This is a genomic window from Pseudomonas sp. SIMBA_041 (assembly GCF_046535095.1).
Taxonomy (GTDB): Bacteria; Pseudomonadota; Gammaproteobacteria; order Pseudomonadales; family Pseudomonadaceae; genus Aquipseudomonas; species Aquipseudomonas mucoides.
Genome location: NZ_JAWRXJ010000004.1, coordinates 421,113 through 441,697 on the forward strand (window position 1 = coordinate 421,113; position 20,585 = coordinate 441,697).

Sequence of the window (20,585 nt, forward strand, 5' to 3'; positions counted from 1 at the left end):
TCTGCTCATTTGAAGCGGTTGGCGGTGAGCTTCAAGCTGCAATCCACACGCCGTTCGAGTGTAATCCCAAGGAGATTCAGATGAGTAAAATTCTTGCCATTCACGCCAGCCCCCGTGGCGACCGCTCTCACTCCCGCCGTTTGGCTGAAGTGTTTCTTTCGGCCTGGCAGGCGCGCCATCCACACACTCAGTTGACCCGCCGCGAAGTTGGCCGGGCGCTGATTCCACCGGTCAACGAAGCCTTTATAGCCGCTGCGTTTTACCCGGAACCGGATGCGCGACCGCTGTCGATGCAGGCTGATCTGGCGTTCAGCGACGAATTGGTGGGCGAGTTGCTCGGCCACGATCTGCTGGTGATTTCCACGCCGATGCACAACTTCAGCGTGCCCAGCGGCCTCAAGGCCTGGATCGATCAGGTTGTGCGGCTCGGCCTGACGTTCAACCACAGCCTGGACAACGGCGTGGCCCAATACGAGCCGTTGGTACGGGGCAAAAAAGCCTTGATCGTCACCAGTCGTGGCGGCTTCGGCTTCGGCCCGGGCGGTGAGCTGGAAGCCATGAACCACGCTGATCCGTTGCTGCGCACGGCACTGGGATTCATCGGCATCACCGACATCACCGTGGTCGCCGCCGAGGGCGAAGAGTCCGAAGAGCGCACCTTCCGGATCTCCGCCGCCGAGGCCGAGCAGCGCCTGTTGGCGCTGGCCCGGGAGTTTTAGATGGCCTGGTTGTTTCTGCTGATCGCCGCCGGGTTCGAAGTCACCTTCGCCATGGGCATGAAGTACGCCGAAGGCTTCACCCGGCTCTGGCCGTCGCTGATCACGGTCGTGGCCGCCGTGGGCGGGATTTACTTCCTGACCCTGGCCATGCGCGAGTTGCCGGTGAGCATCGCGTATCCGATCTGGACCGCCATCGGTTCACTGGGCACGGTATTCCTGGGGGTTGCGTTGCTGGGTGAAAGCCTGACGGCGATCAAACTGGTGTCGGTCGGGCTCATCGTGGCGGGTGTGGTCGGGTTGAAGTAGCGCTCAAGTGCGGCGGTTGTCATAGACTGGTCGTCGAGTTGTCATATTCGGTGACGATGCTTGGCTGACGTCTTGCATCGCGCCTTGCTTCATCTCATCGACCACACGGACGTTCGCCCATGTCACAAGGTTCCGCCACGCGCTTCCCGTTGGTGCTGGTCCCGGGAATGCTCGGGTTTATCCGGCTGGTGCTCTACCCCTACTGGTACGGCATCGTCGCGGCGTTGCGCCAGGGTGGGGCGACGGTGTTCGCGGTACAGGTTTCACCGCTCAACTCCAGTGAAGTGCGCGGCGAACAGCTGCTGGCGCGGATCGAGGAAATCCTGCGCGAGACCGGGGCCGAGAAGGTCAACCTGTTCGGTCACAGCCAGGGCTCGCTGACGGCCCGATACGCTGCCGCCAAACGCCCGGACCTTGTGGCGTCGGTGACCTCGGTGGCCGGGCCGAATCACGGTTCGGAACTGGCCGATTACCTGCACAAACACTACCCGCATGACAGCGCCAAGGGCCGGTTGCTGACCTTTCTATTGCGGATGATTGCTGCGTTGATGAGCCTGCTCGAAACCGGTTATCGCGGGCCGAAGCTGCCGGTGGATATCCATGCCTCCCATCATTCACTCACCACCGAAGGTGTGGCGCTGTTCAATCAGCGTTATCCACAGGGCTTGCCTGAAACCTGGGGCGGGCACGGGCCGGAGGAGGTCAATGGCGTGCGTTATTACTCCTGGTCCGGGAAGTTGCAGCCTGGCGTTACGGATCGCGGGCGCAACCTGTTGGACGGGACCCATCGCAGTTGCCGGTTGTTTGCCAAAACCTTTGTGAACGAGGCCGGGCATTGCGACGGGATGGTCGGGCGTTACAGCTCGCACCTGGGGACGGTGATTGGCGATGAATATCCGCTGGATCACTTCGACATCGTCAATCAGTCGCTGGGGTGGGTGGGAAAGGGGGCCGAGCCGATTCGGTTGTTCGTTGAGCATGCCGCGCGGTTGAAAGAGGCAGGCGTCTAGACCGAGTCGCCTTTTTCGCGAGCAGGCTTCAGTTCAGGCAACCCGAACCTTACGGCCGATCACCGTGGTCCAGCGCTCAGAAAGCACCACCCCGCCCAGCGTCAACAGCCCGCCCACCAGGTGGTACATCGCCAACTGCTCATGCAGCACCACCGCCGCAATCAGCGCGGTCATCACCGGCAGCAAGTTGAAAAACAGTGTGGTCCGGCTCGGTCCCAACCGCACCACTGCCTGCATCCACGCCAGCGGTGCCAACATTGAAGCCAGCAGGCAGGCATAAAGCACCAGCGGAATATTCTGCAGCGTCGGCCCGACCTTCGGTGAAGCCGCAAACAGCGGAAACAGCACCACCACCGCCACCCATACCTGCAAATACAACAACACCAGCGGCGGCAAACGCAGCTGCCATTTTTTCAGCAGGGTGCTGTAAATCGCATAGGCCAGCGTGGCGATCAACATCATCGCGTCGCCCAGGTTCACGCCATGTTCCAACAGCGCGCCGAGGCTGCCGGACGACACCACCACCAACACACCGGCAAACGACAGCACTGCACCGGCCAATGCGCCGATGGTCAGGCGCTGCCCGAGGCTGATAATCGCCATGGCCAGCGACATCAGCGGCATCAGCGACAGGATGATCCCCATGTTGGTGGCCGAGGTCAGGGCGGCGGCGAAGTAGGCCAGGCTCTGATAGACCGCCATGCCCAGCACACCGAGAACGAAAATCTTGCCCAGGTTCGGACGAATCTGCGGCCAATGCGCGATCACCGGTTTGAGCATGAACGGCGTGAACAGCATTCCGGCCAGCAGCCAGCGGTAGAAACCGATCTCGGCGGGGAATATGGCCCCGGCCGACATTTTGGTGATCACGGTGTTGCCAGCCCAAATGAAAATGGCCAGCAGGGGATAAGCGTATTGCATCGGAAAAAAACCAGAACGTTAATGAGGGGCAATTATCCCCTTGTCTGGATACAAGCCTATACTTCGATCCAGACAATCGGCCCTTGATGACGGACAGCATGACCAGTAAACACATCGACCTGCTGGAGTTCAGCGAACTGCCGGCTCCGATTTATTTCCGCTACGCCGACTTCAACACCCACGAATACGCCTCGGCTCACCGCCACCCTTGGGGCACGCTCGAATATTCGGCCAATGGCGTGTTGCACATGGAAATCGGCAACAGTCGCTTTATGTCGCCGCCGCAATACGCGGTGTGGGTGCCGCCCGAGACCGAGCACAGCTTCTATAGCAACCAGCCGATCAACTATCGTGCGGTGTGCCTGGCGCCGTCGCTGTGCCGCGAGTTGCCGCAACAGGCCTGTACGCTGGCAATCAGCGACATTCTCAAGGCGATCCTCAAGGACTTCGCGGCGCGGGATGTGAAAATTCCCGAGTACGAGGCGGACGTTCGTCTAGGCCAGGTGCTGGTGGATCAACTGCAACTGGCGCCGGTGCATGAATGCTACCTGCCTTACGCCAGCAGTCCGGGGTTGCTCGGGATACTGGAAACCTTGCAAGCCGAACCGGGCGATAACCGGCCCTTGGCCCACTGGGCTGCGCAGATCCATGTCAGCGAACGCACCCTGGCACGGCAGTTCGTTCGCGAACTGGGCATGAGCTTCGGTGAATGGCGCCAGCGCTTGCGCTTCCTCGCGGCGATCGAGGCGCTGGACAGCCAGCGCAGTGTTCAAGACATCGCCTTCGACATGGGTTACAGCACCGGCTCGGCTTTTATCGCAATGTTTCAGCGTCAGGCCGGGTGTACGCCGGAGCAGTATCGACGCAGTCACCTGGAGAACAGGAAGGTGTAACAGGGGTTGTCTACACTCCAGCATGAGGCCGTGCCCATCGGTGCGGCAACAAGGAGAAAACTCCATGAAGATGTTGCGTGCCCCTTTGTTGATGATCGGTTTGCTGCTCTGCTCCCAAGGCTTTGCGGCCACTGCCCAGCAGGACAAGATGACGACCTGCAATGCCGATGCGACGGCCAAAAGCCTCAAGGGCGATGAGCGCAATACGTTCATGAGCAACTGCCTCAAAGCAGCGCCGGCCGCTCCGGTCGCCGCTGAAGTCAAGGCCATGACCCCGCAGCAGGAGAAGATGAAAAACTGCAACGCCGACGCCACCACCAAGGCGTTGAAAGGTGATGAGCGCAAGGCGTTCATGAGTAACTGCCTGAAAGCCGAGCCGGCGGCCACTGACGTGAAAGCCATGACCCCTCAGCAAGAGAAGATGAAAGCCTGCAACGCCGATGCTACGACCAAGGCGCTGAAGGGCGATGAGCGCAAGGCGTTCATGAGTGATTGCCTGAAGAAAAAATAAGTTCTGGTCCAGAAGGGTGTGGGGGCTGAGAGGGCTTCTTCGCGAGCAGGCTCGCTCCCACAATAGATCTATGTTCGCAGAACCCATGTGGGAGCGAGCCAGTTCACGAAGCGGCCCGTCGGCGCGCTGCAAAAAAATCACCAGAGCCCCGACCAAAGTCGATCGACACAATCCCTAGTGCTGCCACCGGAACGCTGGCAGACTGCCAATCCTTTTTACGCCGTTCGTTTTGAGGCTGTATGCCAACGTTTTCTCAACGCCACGTTTTGCTGCTGATCAGTTGGGTCATCATTTTTGGTGGTTTGCTGCTGGTGATCCCGCTGCGCTTGCTGCCTAGCCTGTTGGCCGGCCTGCTGGTGTTCGAACTGGTCAATATGCTCACGCCGCAATTGCAGCGGCTGATCGAAGGGCGGCGTGCGCGCTGGCTGGCGGTGGCGCTGCTCGGGACTCTGGTGGTGAGTGTGCTGGCGCTGATCTTTGCGGGCGCCTTCAGTTTCCTGCTGCACGAGGCGGAAAACCCCGGCGCGTCCCTCGATAAATTCATGCACGTGGTTGAACGCGCGCGCGGACAATTGCCGCCGTTCATCGACGCCTATCTGCCCGCCAGCGCCGGTGAATTTCGCGTGGCCATCGGCGAGTGGATCAGCAAGCACTTGAGCGATTTGCAACTGGTCGGCAAGGATGCGGCGCACATGTTCGTGACGCTGCTGATCGGTATGGTGCTGGGAGCGATCATTGCCTTGCAGCGCGTGCCGGACCTGACCAAACGCAAGCCGCTGGCCGCTGCGTTGTTTGATCGTCTGCATTTGCTGGTCCAGGCATTTCGTAACATCGTGTTTGCGCAGATCAAGATTTCCCTGCTCAACACCTTCTTCACCGGGATCTTCCTGGCGGTGATCCTGCCGATGTTCGGCATCAAGCTGCCGTTGACCAAAACCCTGATCGTGCTGACCTTCCTGCTCGGCTTGCTGCCGGTGATCGGCAACCTGATGTCGAATACGCTGATCACCATTGTCGGTTTGTCACTGTCGATCTGGGTCGCAGTGGCGGCGTTGGGTTACCTGATTTTTATCCACAAGCTCGAGTACTTCCTCAACGCGCGGATTGTCGGCGGGCAGATCAGTGCCAAGTCGTGGGAGTTGCTGCTGGCGATGCTGGTGTTCGAAGCCGCGTTCGGCCTGCCGGGGGTAGTGGCGGGGCCGATTTATTACGCTTATCTGAAGAGCGAGTTGCGGCAGGTGGGGATGGTCTAAGCGACTGTTGATCTACTGTGGCGAGGGGGCTTGCCCCCTCGCCACAGGGTTTCGGATCAGTCCATCGTGCCGTAACGCTTCGACGCTTCAATCGCCAACCCGCTACCAATGCTGCCGAAGATGTTCCCTTCCACATGCCGCGCCTTTGGCAACATCGCCGAAACGCTGTTGCGCAGTGCCGGAATCCCGCTCGAACCGCCGGTGAAGAACACCGTATCCACCTGATCAACCCGCACATTCGCGTCGTTGAGCATTTGCGTCACGCTGTTGCGCACGCGCTCCAGCAACGCTTCGATGGCGGATTCGAACAATGCGCGGCTCAGTTCCACACTCAGCCCCGGCTCGATCCGGTCCAGCGGCACATGGCGACTGTCGGCATGGGTCAGCTGGATCTTGGTTTCTTCCACTTCCATGGCCAGCCAGTGCCCGGCGCGCTGGTCGATCAGCTTGAACAGGCGATCGATGCCGCCGGTGTCTTCGATGTCGTAGCGCATGCTGCCCAGGGCCAGGGTCGACTTTTGCGAGTACACCGAGTTGATGGTGTGCCAGGTCGCCAGGTTCATGTGGTGGCTGGTCGGCATGTAGGCGCCGCTCTTCATGCGGCTGCCGTAGCCGAACAGCGGCATCAGGCCCTGCAGGCTCAGCTGCTTGTCGAAATCGGTCCCGCCGATGTGCACGCCGCCGGTGGCGAGGATGTCATCGTGACGGTTGTCGTGGTTGCGGCGCTCAGGCGACAGGCGCACCAGCGAGAAGTCGGAGGTACCACCGCCGATGTCGACGATCAGCACCAGCTCTTCTTTTTCGATGGTCGACTCATAGTCGAACGCCGCGGCAATCGGTTCGTACTGGAACGAGACATCCTTGAAGCCAATGGCGCGGGCCACGTCGACCAAGGTGTTTTCGGCTTCCTGGTCGGCCATTTCATCGTCATCGACGAAAAACACCGGGCGACCCAGGACCACTTCCTCGAACTCCCGACCAGCGGCGGTTTCGGCGCGCTTCTTCAACTGGCCGATAAACAGCCCTAGCAGGTCCTTGAACGGCATCGCCGTGCCGAGAACGCTGGTGTCGTGCTTGATCAGCTTGGAGCCCAGCAGGCTCTTGAGCGAGCGCATCAGTCGGCCTTCATAGCCTTCCAGGTACTCGTGCAGCGCCAGACGGCCGTATACCGGGCGGCGTTCTTCCATGTTGAAGAAGACCACCGAGGGCAGGGTGATCTTGTCGTCCTCCAGCGCGATCAGCGTTTCCATGCCGGGGCGCAGCCAGCCGACGGTGGAGTTGGACGTGCCGAAGTCGATACCACAGGCACGGGCTGGAGATGCGTTTTTCATGACTTTCAGGTTCCGGTTAAAAAACGGCCGCGCAGTGTATGTCAGTGCGACGAATATTCGAAGGCCGACTATCCGCTATTTCGCAGGCATTAGCGCTTGAAACACTCAGCTTTGCCCCAAACTTGCTGGCATGGGCCTGGTAGCCAACCGGCGGTCGCAAGAACCGCCGCCCGCTGCCGATAAACTTCTGACGCGCCGCCCGGTCACAAAGTTGAGATCGGTCAATCCAAATGCTGCAAACAGGAGCATGCTGTGCGTGGCTGCGCGAATTGATAACGGATGGTGATCCTTAGATGGACTTCAAAGACTATTACAAGATTCTCGGTGTGGAACCGACCGCTGACGACAAGGCAATCAAGGCTGCCTATCGCAAGCTGGCGCGCAAATATCACCCTGATGTCAGCAAGGAAAAGGACGCCGAGGCGAAATTCAAGGACGCCTCGGAAGCCTATGAAGCGCTGAAAAGCGCCGACAAACGCGCCGAATACGACGACTTGCGCAAATACGGCCAGCACGGCCAGCCGTTCCAGGGCCCGCCAGGTTGGCAGGGGCGTGGTGCCGGTGGTTTCGGTGGTGGTCAGGACACGGGCGATTTTTCGGACTTCTTCAGTTCGATCTTCGGTAACCGTGGGCCTGGTTTTGGCGGTGGAGAGTCGCGTCGCAGTGCGGGACGTCGAGGGCAAGACGTGGAAATGGAACTCGCAATTTTTCTGGAAGAAAGCCTCTCGAACGAATCGAAGAAGGTCACCTTCCAGGTGCCGCAGTACAACGCGGCCGGCCAGCATGTCAGCAACACCACCAAGAGCCTGAACGTAAAGATCCCGGCCGGTGTGACCGACGGCGAGCGCATTCGCCTCAAGGGCCAAGGGGCCCCGGGGATCGGTGGCGGCGCCAATGGCGACCTGTTCCTGATCATCCGCTTTGCGCCGCACCCTAAATTCGACGTTGAAGGCGAGAACCTGATCATCACGTTGCCGCTGGCACCGTGGGAACTGGCGCTGGGTACTGAAGTGGCGGTGCCGACCCTGACCGGCAAGATCAACCTCAAGGTCCCGGCCGGCAGCCAGAACGGCCAGCGCATGCGTGCCAAGGGCCACGGCCTGCTGAACAAGGCGGGCGAGCGTGGCTTCCTGTTCGTGCAATTGAAGGCGGTCATGCCAAAAACCTCGAACGATGAGGTCAAGGCGTTGTGGCAGGAACTGGCGAAAAAAGCCGAGTTCAACCCAAGAGAAAACTTCTGATCCAAGAGACGGAGTAGCCCATCATGAGCACCCCCCTGACCGTTCACCTGGACCTGGCAGAATTCTGTGAGGCGACCGACCTGTCGGACGTCTACGTGATCGAAATCGTCGAACACGGCATCCTCGAACCTCAGGGCAAGCAGCCCAAGGATTGGCGTTTCAACGATTACGAGCTGTCACTGGCCAAGCGCGCCGCGAAGTTGCGGCGCGACCTGGAGCTGGAGTGGGAAGGCGTTGCCTTGGCGCTGGACCTGCTGGAAGAGGTTCAGCAGTTGCGGGCCGAGAACCGGATGTTGAAGCAACGGTTGGGGCGGTTGGTGGTCGAGTAGGTCTCGATTGCCTGTCAATCCGCTTTCGCGAGCAGGGGCGGTCATCCTTCTGGATGAACTCGGTTTATTGTGGGAGCGAGCCTGCTCGCGAAGAACGATAACGCGGTATTCCTGCCTATCCGTTCCGGGGCAACACCACCGTAAACAGTGTCCCGTCAGTCTTGTTCGAACTGACCTCTATCGTCCCGCCATGGGCATTCACCACTTCCTTGACGATAAACAACCCCAGGCCAAGGCTGGTCGTTGGCTGACCCAGTCCTTCGTCGGCACTGCGCACCAGTGGGTCGAAGACGGTGCCAATGGCCTCCTCGGGAATCGGCACGCCAAAGTTGTGCACCGTCAGGCGAACCGCCTGAGGCTCCCCGCTCACGGTGACGGTCACATCGCGTTTGTTCAAACCGTGCTGCAAGGCATTGCCGATCAGGTTCTGCAACAGTTGAGCGATCCGCCCGGCATCCCAGACACCTTGGGTGTCCCCCACGACTTTTAGCGTTGGATCGCACTCCGGGTTACCGGCGCAGGCTTGGGCAATCGCCGCGTCCGCGGCATCGGCCAGGTCCATGGGCGCCGGCTCGATGGGCAGGCTTTTGCCCAAACGGCTGCGCACCAGCTCCAGCAAATCGCTGACCATCACCGCCATGTGCCGTGCGCCACGCTTTATGTTGTTCGCGCAGGCGAGTGCATCGCCTTCCAGCGCCACTTTTCGCATCAGCATTTCAGTGGACATGCTCACCGCTTGCAACGGTGCGCGCAGGTCATGCCCGAGAATCGCCAGGAAGATGTCCCGTGAGTGATTGACCTGATCGGCATAGGCCGCAGTGGACTCGGCGAGGGCTTCGTCGACGGCTTCGTTGAAACGGATCATGTCCTGGAAGTAGGTCAGGTCCGGTGATTCCAGGGTATCGACCCACAAACGGATCACGCAGGCGCGCAGATGCCGGAATTCCGAGGTCATCTGCACCAAGTCAAATCCCACGGTATGGCGCAGTTCGCCATGGCTGGCGCCGGCTTCATCCAGGCTCGGGGTTTTTTCCGGGCCTTCGCCCTTGGCCTTGGCCATCTGTTCGCAGGTGGTTTGCGCGGTGGTCATGTCCCGCGCCGCGGCCAGCAAAATGGCCTTGGCATGATCGCGCAAGGCGACCTTGTCCATGTGCTCGGCCGCCGGGGTAATGGTACTGGCGAACTGCTCCCATTCATCGACGATACGGTCTACGTGTTGCCTGATGAATTCGGGTAGGCGCATGTCCGGTTTCCTGATGGGAAGTCTGGCGCATCTTAGCTCCTTTGCTGCCCGCTAAAAACTACCATTACGCGGTAGCGCACTTTCGTCTGGCGCCCGGGCGGTAATTACCTGTTTTTTTAATTCTTAAATCGAATACGACTTTGAGGTATGCCTGATTTCAGCGCTGTTTTTTGATCTTTTGTTTTCGTCGCCAGCCAATAATCTGTTGGTTCAATTCATCGCATAAGGATTTGCGAAATGAACGAACGTTCAGACACTGCGGATCGATCCGTCATTGCCCTGCATGCAAGAGACGCAGAGCGCACTGTTTATCGTGATTATCTGCTGGGTAAACTGCCCCCGCTGGTCAAAGACGCACCCGCCTCGCGCCTTGTTGCCTTTGCCCATTCGAAACCGGAGTTTCCTGAGTGGTATTTCAATTCAACGGCCATTGATCGCCAGTACCTCAAGGAGTTGATCGACGAGCACTGGCGCCTTCAGGGGCCATTGGACAATACGCTGAAGAACGTGCAGCAGGACATTCTTGCCTTTGCCGAGCCTTTGCTGGTCCAGGCATTGAAAGAGCAGTTGAATCTGGAACTGGACGTCAACGCGACGCTGATCCGGCTGTACATCCCCGCCAATCTGGCTATTGGCATCGATACCAACGCCAGTCGGCTCAGGCAATCGTCGTTGCTGGAAGCTGCCCTGCACAATTTCGAGGCCCCCGAAACGCAGGTGGGCGCGTTTCGCGGTGGCTCGGGCATTTTCACCAGGGACGACGAAAACGAGCTTCACCGGCATACGCTGACGGTCGAAAGATTTGCGTCCCTGTGCCGGACGCTCGATATCGGTGCGCAATATCAGCGCCACCTCACGGCATTACTGATGCCCGAGGACGTCACGGCCAGAGCCAACGTCGTGCGGCAATGCACGGCCAGTGAAAAAGCCGCGTTCCACGAGTCGGCGCTGATCGCGTACCTGAAAAAGGACGTCACGTCCTATGGCTACGGGAAACTTCGGCAGATACGTGACAACGGACCAGGCATTTTGATGGGGCGTCGTCCCCTGCATTGCCATCGGCTTTCGATCATGGGGTTCAGGCTGTCCGGTATTGTGTTGTTCAGTGCCGTGGCGGATCCCGCTAAAATCAAAAGAGTCTACGACGCCCTGATTCCAGAGCATCAACGAACGATGCTCGAATGGTCGCGAAGTCTGGCACTGCTCCCGGGGCAGGAGTTTGAACAGTTCAAGCAGCTCCAGGCGTTCTTCGCCAATGGCCCCAGTGGTCTTGTCGAGGCCATGTTGCAGCGCCACGATGCTTATCAACAAAGCCGTCTGGAGGGAACACTGATTGCGTATGTCCCCGATGATCCCGACCACCCCTTCAAGGAATACGAGTCCTTCACTGATTTCATGAAGGAACTGACGAGCCAATTGCGCTCGCCGGGTTATCAACAGTTTTTCAGTCGTTTCGTCGCGCAAAAAGACCAGGGCAAGTTCTTTGCCCGGGTTCGCGAGCGCCTCTCGACATTCACCTGGAAACAGCGCGAGCCGCTGGACATGGGGCCATGGTGGCGCGAGACCGCCGTTGAAAATGCCGACGCAGAACCTGTCACCCATACCCTTTCAGGCGATCTCTGGGCGCAGACCCGTCTGTGGCGCAGGGAGAAAGCGATTGCGGACGCGCGGCAAATCGCTGTGCCGACCGGCGATGAAGACGCCACCAACCGCTGGAATCGCCTGACCAGTTATCTGAACATCGGCTGGAACGTGTTCAACTTTGGCGCCATGCTGGTTCCCGGCCTGGGCGAAGCGATGCTGGCCATCATGGCCGGGCAAATGGCTTTCGAAACCCTGGAAGGCATTGAAGACTGGAGCAAAGGGGACAAGGAGGAAGCGGCGGCCCATCTCACCGGTGTCATGATCAATTTCGCGCAGTTGGCCATTATGGCGGCCGGGCATGTCTTGCCGTCTGGTGCGGCGCCGTCTGTCAAACCGTCGGCGTTTATCGACCGGTTGAAAAAGGTTGAAGTGGCGGATGGTCAGACGCGCCTATGGAACCCGGACCTTTCGCCCTACGCCCAAGACAGGGTGTTGCCCACCGAGGCGAAGCCAAACGAGCAGGGCCTGTACCGGCACAGGGAAAAAGACATCCTGAAGCATGACAACAAACATTTCGACGTCATCAACGATCCACGCACCGGTCAGCCACGCCTGCAACATCCGACCCGGCCAAAGGCTTATCAGCCGACACTGGAGCACAACGGTGCCGGCGCATGGAAGACCGAACTCGACCGCCCCATCGAGTGGGACACCACCACCCTCATGCGGCGCTTGGGACCGAAGGTCGAGGGCTTTTCTGATAACACCCTGGAGCAGATTCGTCTCGTCAGTGGGCTGGAAGAGGATCAATTGCGTCGGTTGCATGTCGTCGGCGATCCGCCGCCTGCGTTGCTGACCGACACGATCGAACGTTTCCAGGCCTGGGCCGAGGTGCAAAAACTGCCCGGGCAGATAAGGCTCGATGAGGTTCCGGAGGCGTTCGTCGAGCAGGTGCCCCGGTTGCTGGTTGAATTGCCCAGATGGCCCGAGCAAAAAAGCATCGAGCTGTTTGACGGCCCCGGGCATAGCGGGCGCTCGATCAAATTGGGCAACGTCGATGCGCTGCCCGCCGACACGCTGCAGATCAGCCATGCCGAGGTCCGATCAGGGAAACTGCCGGAGCGTGCGGTGAAGTTTGCGAACGAGACGGACATTCACGCGATGCTCGGACAGGGCATTGCGTCTGACGAGCAAATCCGCATCGAAGCCTTGAAAAACCTGTTGGCCGGGCGAGCAAGCCAGCGCCGCGCAGCTCTGTTTGACGCGCTGAGTCGCCGTTTGCAGCAAACCGACAACCCGCAGGTGCAGGTGCTTCAGGATGCGTTCAATGGGCTCCCCACGGCCGTAGCCCGGGAATTGCTCGCCGACATCGAGCCGCAAGACCGGCTCAACCTCACCGAGCCGTCGCGCATCCCCTTGCAACTCAGGGAGCGGGTGAGAGTGGCCTTGCGGGCCATACGAACCGCGCGCGCTTATGAAGGGCTCTTTCTCGACGTGCCGTTCGGTGTGGACACCGAACGGCTGGCATTGCACTCGATTCAAGCGCTACCGGAGTGGCCCGAAAACGTTCGGATCGAAATCCGTGAGCTTTCATTCGACGGGCGGTTGCGCGACAGCATCGGCTCGACGGACGCCACCCACCGCAGAATCCTGGTCAGCGAGGACGGCCAATACCAGGCACGCGATCCCGATGATCTGCATTTGCACGGGGCCGATGATCTATACACGTCGGTGTTGCATGCTTTGCCGGATGCCGAACGAAACACACTGGGGTATCACGTCAATCAAGGCGCCACGCTCAAGATCGCCATTCAAAAAACGCCATTGCCACGGGACACGTTGAGCGCGCTACTTGGCGATAACCCTGTACGCAAACCGACGTATGACCCCGTCACGATGCGCCTGCGTGGCGGCATGCGCGGGGTGGCTCATGGGCTAAGCCGAGTCAACGAGCCCATGACGCCGCAAGAGCGGGTGCGTGTTGTCCGCCCCGGGTGGACGGAGGTCGAAGCCTTGTCCTATCTGCAGGTGAGTGGCAGCGAACTCAGTCTGGAGCAGAGGGCCAGCGCACTCGAAGCGGAATTCGATCGGCTCAATGCCAGCTTTCAACGCTGGTTGAAGTCGCCGACCCACGCGTACAGCTTCACCCCTGCCGGCGTCGCCGAATGGCAATCCAGAAACGCCTTGTACAAAGCGGTCAGGGAATGTTGGCAGCACACCGGGTTGCGCCATGTGGATTCATTCGGTCATTTGCAGGGCATGGTGCTCGACCTGGAAAACATGCCGCTTGGGCGTCATCTGCGCACCCTGCCTGCCCTGGAAGGCAATTTCGATCACGTCACGCGCCTCAATTTGACCCTGACCGAATTGACCGACGCACACAGTTCCTTCCTCGATCATTTTCCCCGCCTGCGTTCGCTCAACGTCAACGGCAATGCGCTCTCCGCTGTTCCCGGTGCCATCCGCCGCATGCGCGCGCTGACGGAACTCAACATGCGAGGTAACCGTATTGTCCTGGACGCACAAGGTGTCGCGGACCTGCGCAACCTGACACGACTGGAGGTTTTGGACCTGTTTGGCAATCCGTTGGGGCAAGCCCCGGACATTGGCAGCATGAGAAGGTTGCACACGCTGATCCTGGCGGACACCGGGATTCATGGCTGGCCGCAGGGGCTGTTCGCACAACCGCGGTTCCGGCATTTTTTCCTGGATTTGCAGCGCAACGAAATCACCCACATTCCGGCAGTGCCCCCTGGCTCTGCTCAGGCGGAATTGCTGGCGCGCACCTTGCTGAGCCGGGAGCCGCAGTGGTTGGCCGAGGCCAATCTGCAGACGCTCAGGGACTCCATTGAATCCGTCGGCATGGACCCGGATCGTCCATATCCACCCCGCGGTGTGCGTGACAGTCTCGACTGGGAGGCGGGCATGACACGGTCGGAATGGGTGGCGAAACAGGAGGTCTGGAACAGCGTCGAAGATGAGCACGGATCGGTCGGTTTTTTCAACGAGATCCGCAAACTCACCGAGTCGGGGCATTTCAAGCACGACACCGGATTTCGGGTCGATATGACCGCCAAGGTTTGGCGCATGCTCGAAGCGATGTCGAAAAACACCGAGCTTCGGCAAAAACTTTTCACCATGACCACCGTGCCCACGGCGTGCGTCGATGCTGGCGCGCAGCTGTTCAATGCCATGGGCCTGGAGGTGCTGATTCATGAGGCGTATGAACTGGCCAATCCCTCGCTGGTGGAAGGTGAGCTGGTTACGCTGGCGCGAGGCAAGTCACGTCTGGATGAACTGAGCAGGATTGCCCGCAAAACCATTTCCGAACGCGAGGCGATGGGCGAGGCGTTCAGGCGTGTCAATGCCATGGGGGAGGTGATGGGCACGATCGATGAGGTGGAAGTTCACCTGGCGTTCATGACCGATCTTGCCGAACGGCTGGACTTGCCCTGGCAGTCTCGAAACATGCAATTCAGAGGGATCGCGGGTGTCACCTCGGCGATGATCGACAATGCTTACCTGCGTGTGCTCGACCTTGAGGAAGGTGAGCTGCTCGGTGATTTGCTTGTCGATCAGCCGTTCTGGGCAGCCTACGTCGAAGGGGTCAACCGACGGGCTTTCAAAGGGTTCAGGCGCCGGATCGATGCCACGACAGACTTCTATATGGCATTGGACCAGCGTGCGAATGACACAACGCTTTCCCTTGAGCAAAAGGCTCGGTTGAAGGAAGAGCTCAGGGTGCTTGGCGCTGAACTGGGCAAACCGGAAAGCGATTTTGCGCCGGGCCGTGTCATGACCGACGCAGACTATGCTGCTGAGCTGAATGCAATCGATGAAGACAAAAAGGAGTTGCTCAAAACCTTCACCCAACAGGCGATCGACCGCGCAAAACTGCAAAGGGTAGAGGTCCCGTTTGTCGTACAGCCGGACGTTTGATTGCTGCTTTCCCGGGGAACGGGTACGCCAGGTCCCCGGGAATGATCAGACCGATCGAACGATCAAAACAGGAAATATCGCTGGGCCATCGGCAGCACGTCTGCGGGCTCACACCAGAGCAGCACGCCGTCGGCTTTGACTTGATAGGTCTGTGGGTCGACATCGATCGTCGGCAGGTAATCGTTGTGAATCAAGTCGGTTTTCTGCACCTCGCGGCACCCTTTGACCACTGCGATTTTTTTCTTCAACCCCAACGCCTCAGGGAGGCCCGCCTCCTGCGCGGCCTGGCTGATAAAGGTCAGGCTGGTGGCGTGCAACGAACCGCCGTAGCTGGCAAACATCGGGCGGTAATGCACCGGTTGCGGCGTCGGAATTGACGCATTGGCGTCGCCCATCAGGCTGGCCGCAATAGCCCCGCCCTTGAGGATCAAGGTCGGCTTGACGCCAAAAAACGCCGGCCGCCACAGCACCAGATCCGCCCATTTACCCACTTCGACCGAGCCCACTTCATGGCTGATGCCATGGGTGATCGCCGGGTTGATGGTGTACTTGGCGATGTAGCGCTTGGCGCGGAAGTTGTCGTTGCCTTCGCCATCACCGGGTAGTGGGCCGCGTTGCTTTTTCATCTTGTCGGCGGTTTGCCAGGTGCGCGTGATGACCTCGCCAACGCGGCCCATGGCCTGGCTGTCGGAGCTGATCATCGAGAACGCGCCGAGGTCGTGGAGGATGTCTTCGGCGGCAATCGTCTCGCGGCGGATACGGCTTTCGGCGAAGGCCACGTCTTCGGCAATGCTCGGGTCCAGGTGATGGCAGACCATCAACATGTCGAGGTGTTCGTCGATGGTGTTGCGGGTGAACGGCCGTGTCGGGTTGGTCGAGCTCGGCAGCACATTGGCAAAGCCGCAGGCCTTGATGATGTCCGGGGCATGACCGCCGCCCGCACCTTCGGTGTGGTAGGTGTGGATGGTGCGGCCTTTGAACGCGGCGAGGGTGGTTTCGACGAAGCCGGATTCGTTGAGGGTGTCGGTGTGGATCGCCACCTGCACGTCGTACTGGTCGGCGACGCTCAGGCAGTTGTCGATGCTCGCCGGCGTGGTGCCCCAGTCTTCATGCAGTTTGAGGCCGATGGCGCCGGCCTTGACCTGTTCGATCAAGGGCTCCGGCAGGCTGGCGTTGCCCTTGCCGGTGAGGCCGATGTTCATCGGGAACGCGTCGGCGGCCTGAAGCATGCGCGCCAGGTGCCACGGCCCGGAGGTGCAGGTCGTCGCGTTGGTGCCCGTCGCCGGGCCGGTGCCGCCGCCGATCATGGTGGTGACGCCGCTCATCAGCGCCTCTTCGATTTGCTGTGGGCAAATGAAGTGGATGTGGGTGTCGATGCCGCCAGCGGTGAGAATCATCCCTTCACCGGCGATGACTTCGGTACCGGCGCCGATGGCGATGGTCACGTTCGGCTGCACGTCCGGGTTGCCGGCCTTGCCGATGCCCGCCACGCGGCCATTCTTGAGGCCGACGTCGGCTTTGACAATGCCCCAGTGGTCGATAATCAGCGCGTTGGTGATCACCGTGTCGACGACGTCTGCGGCCAACAGTTGGCTCTGGCCCTGGCCGTCGCGGATGACTTTGCCGCCGCCGAATTTCACTTCTTCGCCGTAGGTGGTGAAGTCTTTTTCGACTTCAATCCACAGTTCGGTGTCGGCGAGGCGAACCTTGTCGCCGACGGTGGGGCCGAACATGTCGGCGTAGGCCTGTTTAGAAATTTTCATGGGCTTGCCTTGGGATTCGATTGTTTTTGAGACCGCTCGCATAGCTCGCTATCGCAGCCTCGCTGCGCTCGACAGCTCCTACAGGTGCTCACACACGTTTGTGGTTGCACGCGGTCTTGTAGCCGCTGTCGAGTGAAACGAGGCTGCGATCTTTTTGGACGCACTGCAGTAATCAGTCGAGGTCACCCATGATCCTGCCGGCAAACCCGAACACCCGGCGATGCCCGGCCAGATCGACCAGCTCGACCTCGCGACTTTGTCCCGGCTCAAAACGCACCGCGGTGCCCGCCGGGATGTTCAGGCGCATGCCGCGGCTGGCGGCGCGGTCGAAGGTCAAGGCGTCGTTGGTTTCGAAAAAGTGGTAATGCGAGCCGACCTGGATCGGCCGGTCGCCGCTGTTGGCTACCTTCAGACTGACGGTGCGGCGGCCAACGTTGAGTTCGATGTCGCCGGGCTGGATCTGGTATTCACCGGGAATCATCAATGGGCTCCTTGCAGAATCTTGTAGTAGAGCGCGGTCGGTTTGTAGCGCCCGCTCGGGTCGCACGCGTAGTCGGGGATCTCGCCCGCCCGGGTATAACCCAATGCCTTATAGAAATCTTCGGCGGGGGAGCCGGCTTCGGTGTCGAGGTAGAGCATGCCGCGCTTGTGCTGGTGCGCGGCCTGTTCCAGCGCGCTCATCAACTGTTGGCCCAGACCACGACGACGCGCGTGCTCACGCACCAGCAGTTTTTGCACTTCGGCGCGGTTCAGGCCATTGGCTTTCTGGCACAGGGTCAGTTGCACACTGGCTTCCACTTGTTCGTCGCGAACCACCACCCACAGCAGCACGCTGCCCTTGTTCAGGTTCTCCTGGACTTCATCGAAATAGGCGCGGGCCTGAGTCGCGTCCAGATTGGCCATGAACCCGACGCTGGCGCCATAACCCACGGCGTCGAGCAGCAGATCAATCAAACCCTGGCGGTAGTGCGCAAAGCTTTCAACATTGACGCGTCGCAGTTGGGCGGCGTTCATCGGGCGTTACTCCTTGCTGGCGACAGGCGGCTGCGCGCCGGGATTGAGGGTCAGTTGCATGAAGGTCAGGTCCAGCCAGCGGCCGAACTTGGTGCCCACTTGGGGCATTTGCCCGGTGGTGATGAACCCGACGCGGTCATGCAGACGAATGGAAGCGGCGTTACCGCTTTCGATGGCAGCGACCATCACATGCTTGTCGCAACCTTTGGCGCGTTCGATCAGCACCGTCATCAGTTTCGGGCCGAGGCCGTTACCGCGCTGATCGCTGCGCACGTACACCGAGTGCTCGACGGTGTGGCGGAAACCATCGAAAGGCCGCCAGTCACCAAATGAAGCGTAGCCCAGCACGCTGTTGTCACCGTCGACAATCACCAGAATCGGATAACCCTGGGCTTGCCGGGCGCTGAACCAGGCCTGGCGATTGCCGAGATCAACGGCCTGTTCATTCCAGATCGCCGTGGTGTTGAGCACCGCGTCGTTGTAGATGTCGCGGATCGCCGGGAGGTCGGCATGCACCGCGTCACGGATGTGGTAAGTCATGGCGGCTCCTCAGGCGATGGGTTGGTGGACGGTGACCAGCTTGGTGCCGTCGGGGAACGTCGCTTCAACCTGGATCTCCGGGATCATTTCTGGAATCCCTTCCATGACTTGTTCGCGGGTCAGCAGCGTGGTGCCGAAGTGCATCAAGTCGGCCACGGTCTGGCCGTCACGCGCACCTTCGAGCAGGGCGGCGGAGATGTAGGCCATGGCTTCCGGGTAATTGAGTTTCACGCCGCGCGCCAAACGCCGCTCGGCCACGAGGCCGGCGGTGAAGATCAGCAGCTTGTCTTTTTCGCGTGGTGTCAGGTCCATCGTTGGAATCCATCTGGGCAGATAAAAAATTTCAGATCTGTAAACACCAATCCCCTGTGGGATCGTGTTTCAGGTGCTCCATATTCTCGGTGGGACCGCTTCCCGGCCAAGCAGCGCAGGCCTGAGCAATCGCCACAACTCAATCAACCAGCCGCGCGCCAACAGCGCTTCACTGGCCAGGCACCGGGCCACCAACAGCCCCGGCAACTGGGTCAAATCCCCGCGTACGTCATTGGGCAGCGATCGACAGGTTTCCAGCTGTTCACTGTCGATCTCCCCGGTGACCAGCAACGTCGCAAACACCGGTTGACCATCAAGACCAATCGGCGAATCCAGCAACCCGTCATTCCCGACAATGCGCTGGCGTTCGTGCCAGAGCAACTGGCCGTCGCGGCGAATGTCCAGCCGCGCCTGGAAATGCCCGAGGTCAAAACGCTCGCCACTGGCCGGGCGACCCAGCGCCACAACGTCCCAGTAGAACAGCCGCGCGTCACCTTCCAGCTCAATCGAGGTGCTCAATTCGGCTTGGGCATCGCTGAAGATAATCGTCTCCTGCGGCAACCACTCCAGCGTTCCGCCAGCCGCGACTTTCAGATCCAGTTGCTGATAGGCCGGGCCTGCCGCGCGGTACCACTTGGCCGCGCCGGGGCTGGTGATTTGCGCCCAGGCCTTCGCGCCGACACGGGCCGAAATGTCCAGCCGATCACCGCCTGCAATCCCGCCCGGCGGGTGCACGATGATGTGCTGACAGACCTCGGGGCCTTCGGCATACAGGTGCTTTTGCACCCGCAGCGGGCCTTTGTGGCGGCGCTGGACCGGGCGCGTGCTGTCGCCGAAACGGGCATAGCCCAGCTCCAGCTCGGCGTGCCAGCTCGGGGTAAACAGGACAGCAGGAAGAGGTACATTCATAGTTTCTAATTATCGTTAGGACGCTACAGATTAGATCGTAGCCTTAAATCGTGACTAGACCGCGCACACCTTCGGCTTCCATATGTTCACCGCGACCCTGTTGCACGATCTCACCCCGGGACATCACCAGGTATTGATCGGCCAGTTCGGCGGCGAAATCGTAGAACTGTTCCACCAGCAAAATCGCCATGTCGCCCCGAGCCGCGAGCTTCTTGATCACCGCACCGATTTCCTTGATCACCGATGGCTGGATGCCTTCGGTGGGCTCATCGAGGATCAACAGGCGAGGACGGCTGGCCAGCGCCCGGCCGATCGCCAATTGCTGTTGTTGACCGCCGGACAAGTCACCGCCGCGCCGTTGCTTCATTTGCAGCAGCACCGGGAACAGCTCGTAGATGAACGCCGGGACTTCCTTGGCTTCGCTGCCAGGGAAGCGTGACAGGCCCATCAGCAGGTTTTCTTCGACGGTCAGCCGACCGAAAATCTCGCGGCCCTGCGGCACGTAGGCGATCCCGGCATGCACGCGTTGATGTGGCTTGAAGGTTGTGATCGGGTTGCCTTCCCAGTTCACCGCACCTTCCTTGGCCGGGAGCAACCCCATCAGGCATTTGAGCAGGGTGGTTTTGCCGACGCCGTTGCGTCCGAGCAGGCAGGTGACTTCGCCGACTTTCACGTCAAACGTCAGGCCGCGCAGGATGTGGCTACCGCCGTAATACTGGTGCAGCTTGTCGACTTGCAGCATTGCTGAATTCCTTCTGTTTCACACA

At 60.1% G+C, this 20,585-nt stretch carries 19 protein-coding genes; 9 read left to right on the forward strand and 10 right to left on the reverse strand.

Annotated features, from left to right (window positions below):
- The first annotated feature begins 80 nt into the window (after nucleotides 1–80).
- The 3 genes from SB725_RS12015 (at nucleotide 81) to SB725_RS12025 (ending at nucleotide 2,035) form a co-directional block, all read left to right on the forward strand.
- A complete protein-coding gene (locus tag SB725_RS12015) occupies nucleotides 81–719 on the forward strand; it encodes an FMN-dependent NADH-azoreductase (protein ID WP_027921947.1) in 639 nt (212 codons plus the stop codon).
- Complete coding sequence (locus SB725_RS12020) at nucleotides 720–1,025, forward strand: DMT family transporter (RefSeq protein WP_410921794.1); 306 nt, start codon at nucleotides 720–722, stop codon at nucleotides 1,023–1,025.
- A 119-nt stretch (nucleotides 1,026–1,144) separates the two neighbouring features.
- Nucleotides 1,145–2,035 carry an esterase/lipase family protein gene (locus SB725_RS12025; RefSeq protein WP_059181715.1) on the forward strand — a complete coding sequence of 297 codons (891 nt, stop codon included), beginning with the start codon at nucleotides 1,145–1,147 and terminating at the stop codon, nucleotides 2,033–2,035.
- A 33-nt stretch (nucleotides 2,036–2,068) separates the two neighbouring features.
- Here SB725_RS12025 and SB725_RS12030 read toward each other — a convergent pair whose 3' ends face one another.
- On the reverse strand, nucleotides 2,069–2,956 hold the full coding sequence (locus SB725_RS12030; protein WP_027921945.1) for a DMT family transporter: 888 nt from the start codon (nucleotides 2,954–2,956) through the stop codon (nucleotides 2,069–2,071).
- A 98-nt stretch (nucleotides 2,957–3,054) separates the two neighbouring features.
- Between SB725_RS12030 and SB725_RS12035 the strand changes: the two genes are divergently transcribed.
- The 3 genes from SB725_RS12035 (at nucleotide 3,055) to SB725_RS12045 (ending at nucleotide 5,613) form a co-directional block, all read left to right on the forward strand.
- Nucleotides 3,055–3,849 (forward strand): AraC family transcriptional regulator, encoded by a 795-nt coding sequence (locus tag SB725_RS12035; RefSeq protein WP_410921795.1) that lies wholly within the window; start codon nucleotides 3,055–3,057, stop codon nucleotides 3,847–3,849.
- Nucleotides 3,850–3,913: 64 nt separating this feature from the next.
- On the forward strand, nucleotides 3,914–4,360 hold the full coding sequence (locus tag SB725_RS12040) for a PsiF family protein (protein WP_410921796.1): 447 nt from the start codon (nucleotides 3,914–3,916) through the stop codon (nucleotides 4,358–4,360).
- 239 nt (nucleotides 4,361–4,599) lie between these two features.
- Nucleotides 4,600–5,613, forward strand: a complete 1,014-nt coding sequence (locus SB725_RS12045) for an AI-2E family transporter (RefSeq protein ID WP_027921942.1) — start codon at nucleotides 4,600–4,602, stop codon at nucleotides 5,611–5,613.
- Nucleotides 5,614–5,669: 56 nt separating this feature from the next.
- Here the strand turns inward: SB725_RS12045 and SB725_RS12050 are convergent, their stop codons facing one another.
- A complete protein-coding gene (locus tag SB725_RS12050; protein WP_027921941.1) occupies nucleotides 5,670–6,944 on the reverse strand; it encodes an Hsp70 family protein in 1,275 nt (424 codons plus the stop codon).
- Between the two features lie 293 nt (nucleotides 6,945–7,237).
- Between SB725_RS12050 and SB725_RS12055 the strand changes: the two genes are divergently transcribed.
- Both SB725_RS12055 and SB725_RS12060 read left to right on the forward strand, forming a co-directional pair.
- Entirely contained in the window at nucleotides 7,238–8,185 is a 948-nt protein-coding gene (locus SB725_RS12055; protein WP_027921940.1) for a DnaJ C-terminal domain-containing protein, read from the forward strand.
- A gap of 23 nt (nucleotides 8,186–8,208) precedes the next feature.
- Entirely contained in the window at nucleotides 8,209–8,514 is a 306-nt protein-coding gene (locus tag SB725_RS12060) for a chaperone modulator CbpM (RefSeq protein WP_027921939.1), read from the forward strand.
- A gap of 115 nt (nucleotides 8,515–8,629) precedes the next feature.
- On the opposite strand, the gene SB725_RS12065 is transcribed toward SB725_RS12060, so the two are convergent.
- Nucleotides 8,630–9,757, reverse strand: coding sequence for a sensor histidine kinase (locus SB725_RS12065; RefSeq protein WP_027921938.1), 1,128 nt, complete (start codon nucleotides 9,755–9,757; stop codon nucleotides 8,630–8,632).
- A gap of 237 nt (nucleotides 9,758–9,994) precedes the next feature.
- Between SB725_RS12065 and SB725_RS12070 the strand changes: the two genes are divergently transcribed.
- On the forward strand, nucleotides 9,995–15,280 hold the full coding sequence (locus SB725_RS12070; protein WP_410921797.1) for an NEL-type E3 ubiquitin ligase domain-containing protein: 5,286 nt from the start codon (nucleotides 9,995–9,997) through the stop codon (nucleotides 15,278–15,280).
- A 62-nt stretch (nucleotides 15,281–15,342) separates the two neighbouring features.
- On the opposite strand, the gene ureC is transcribed toward SB725_RS12070, so the two are convergent.
- From ureC to urtE, 7 genes are all read right to left on the reverse strand, one after another.
- A complete protein-coding gene (gene ureC / locus SB725_RS12075) occupies nucleotides 15,343–17,043 on the reverse strand; it encodes an urease subunit alpha (protein WP_194940964.1) in 1,701 nt (566 codons plus the stop codon).
- 172 nt (nucleotides 17,044–17,215) lie between these two features.
- The gene (locus SB725_RS12080) at nucleotides 17,216–17,524 is read right to left on the reverse strand and encodes an urease subunit beta (RefSeq protein ID WP_109627750.1); all 309 of its coding nucleotides are present in this window, start codon (nucleotides 17,522–17,524) and stop codon (nucleotides 17,216–17,218) included.
- Nucleotides 17,524–18,057, reverse strand: coding sequence for a GNAT family N-acetyltransferase (locus SB725_RS12085; RefSeq protein WP_410921798.1), 534 nt, complete (start codon nucleotides 18,055–18,057; stop codon nucleotides 17,524–17,526). The genes SB725_RS12080 and SB725_RS12085 overlap by 1 nt, the downstream gene beginning before the upstream one ends.
- Before the next feature lie 6 nt (nucleotides 18,058–18,063).
- Entirely contained in the window at nucleotides 18,064–18,597 is a 534-nt protein-coding gene (locus SB725_RS12090; RefSeq protein ID WP_027921933.1) for a GNAT family N-acetyltransferase, read from the reverse strand.
- Nucleotides 18,598–18,606: 9 nt separating this feature from the next.
- Nucleotides 18,607–18,909 carry an urease subunit gamma gene (locus SB725_RS12095; protein ID WP_007945249.1) on the reverse strand — a complete coding sequence of 101 codons (303 nt, stop codon included), beginning with the start codon at nucleotides 18,907–18,909 and terminating at the stop codon, nucleotides 18,607–18,609.
- A gap of 69 nt (nucleotides 18,910–18,978) precedes the next feature.
- Entirely contained in the window at nucleotides 18,979–19,818 is an 840-nt protein-coding gene (locus SB725_RS12100) for an urease accessory protein UreD (RefSeq protein ID WP_027921932.1), read from the reverse strand.
- A 43-nt stretch (nucleotides 19,819–19,861) separates the two neighbouring features.
- Complete coding sequence (gene urtE / locus SB725_RS12105; RefSeq protein WP_027921931.1) at nucleotides 19,862–20,560, reverse strand: urea ABC transporter ATP-binding subunit UrtE; 699 nt, start codon at nucleotides 20,558–20,560, stop codon at nucleotides 19,862–19,864.
- Nucleotides 20,561–20,585 lie beyond the last annotated feature (25 nt).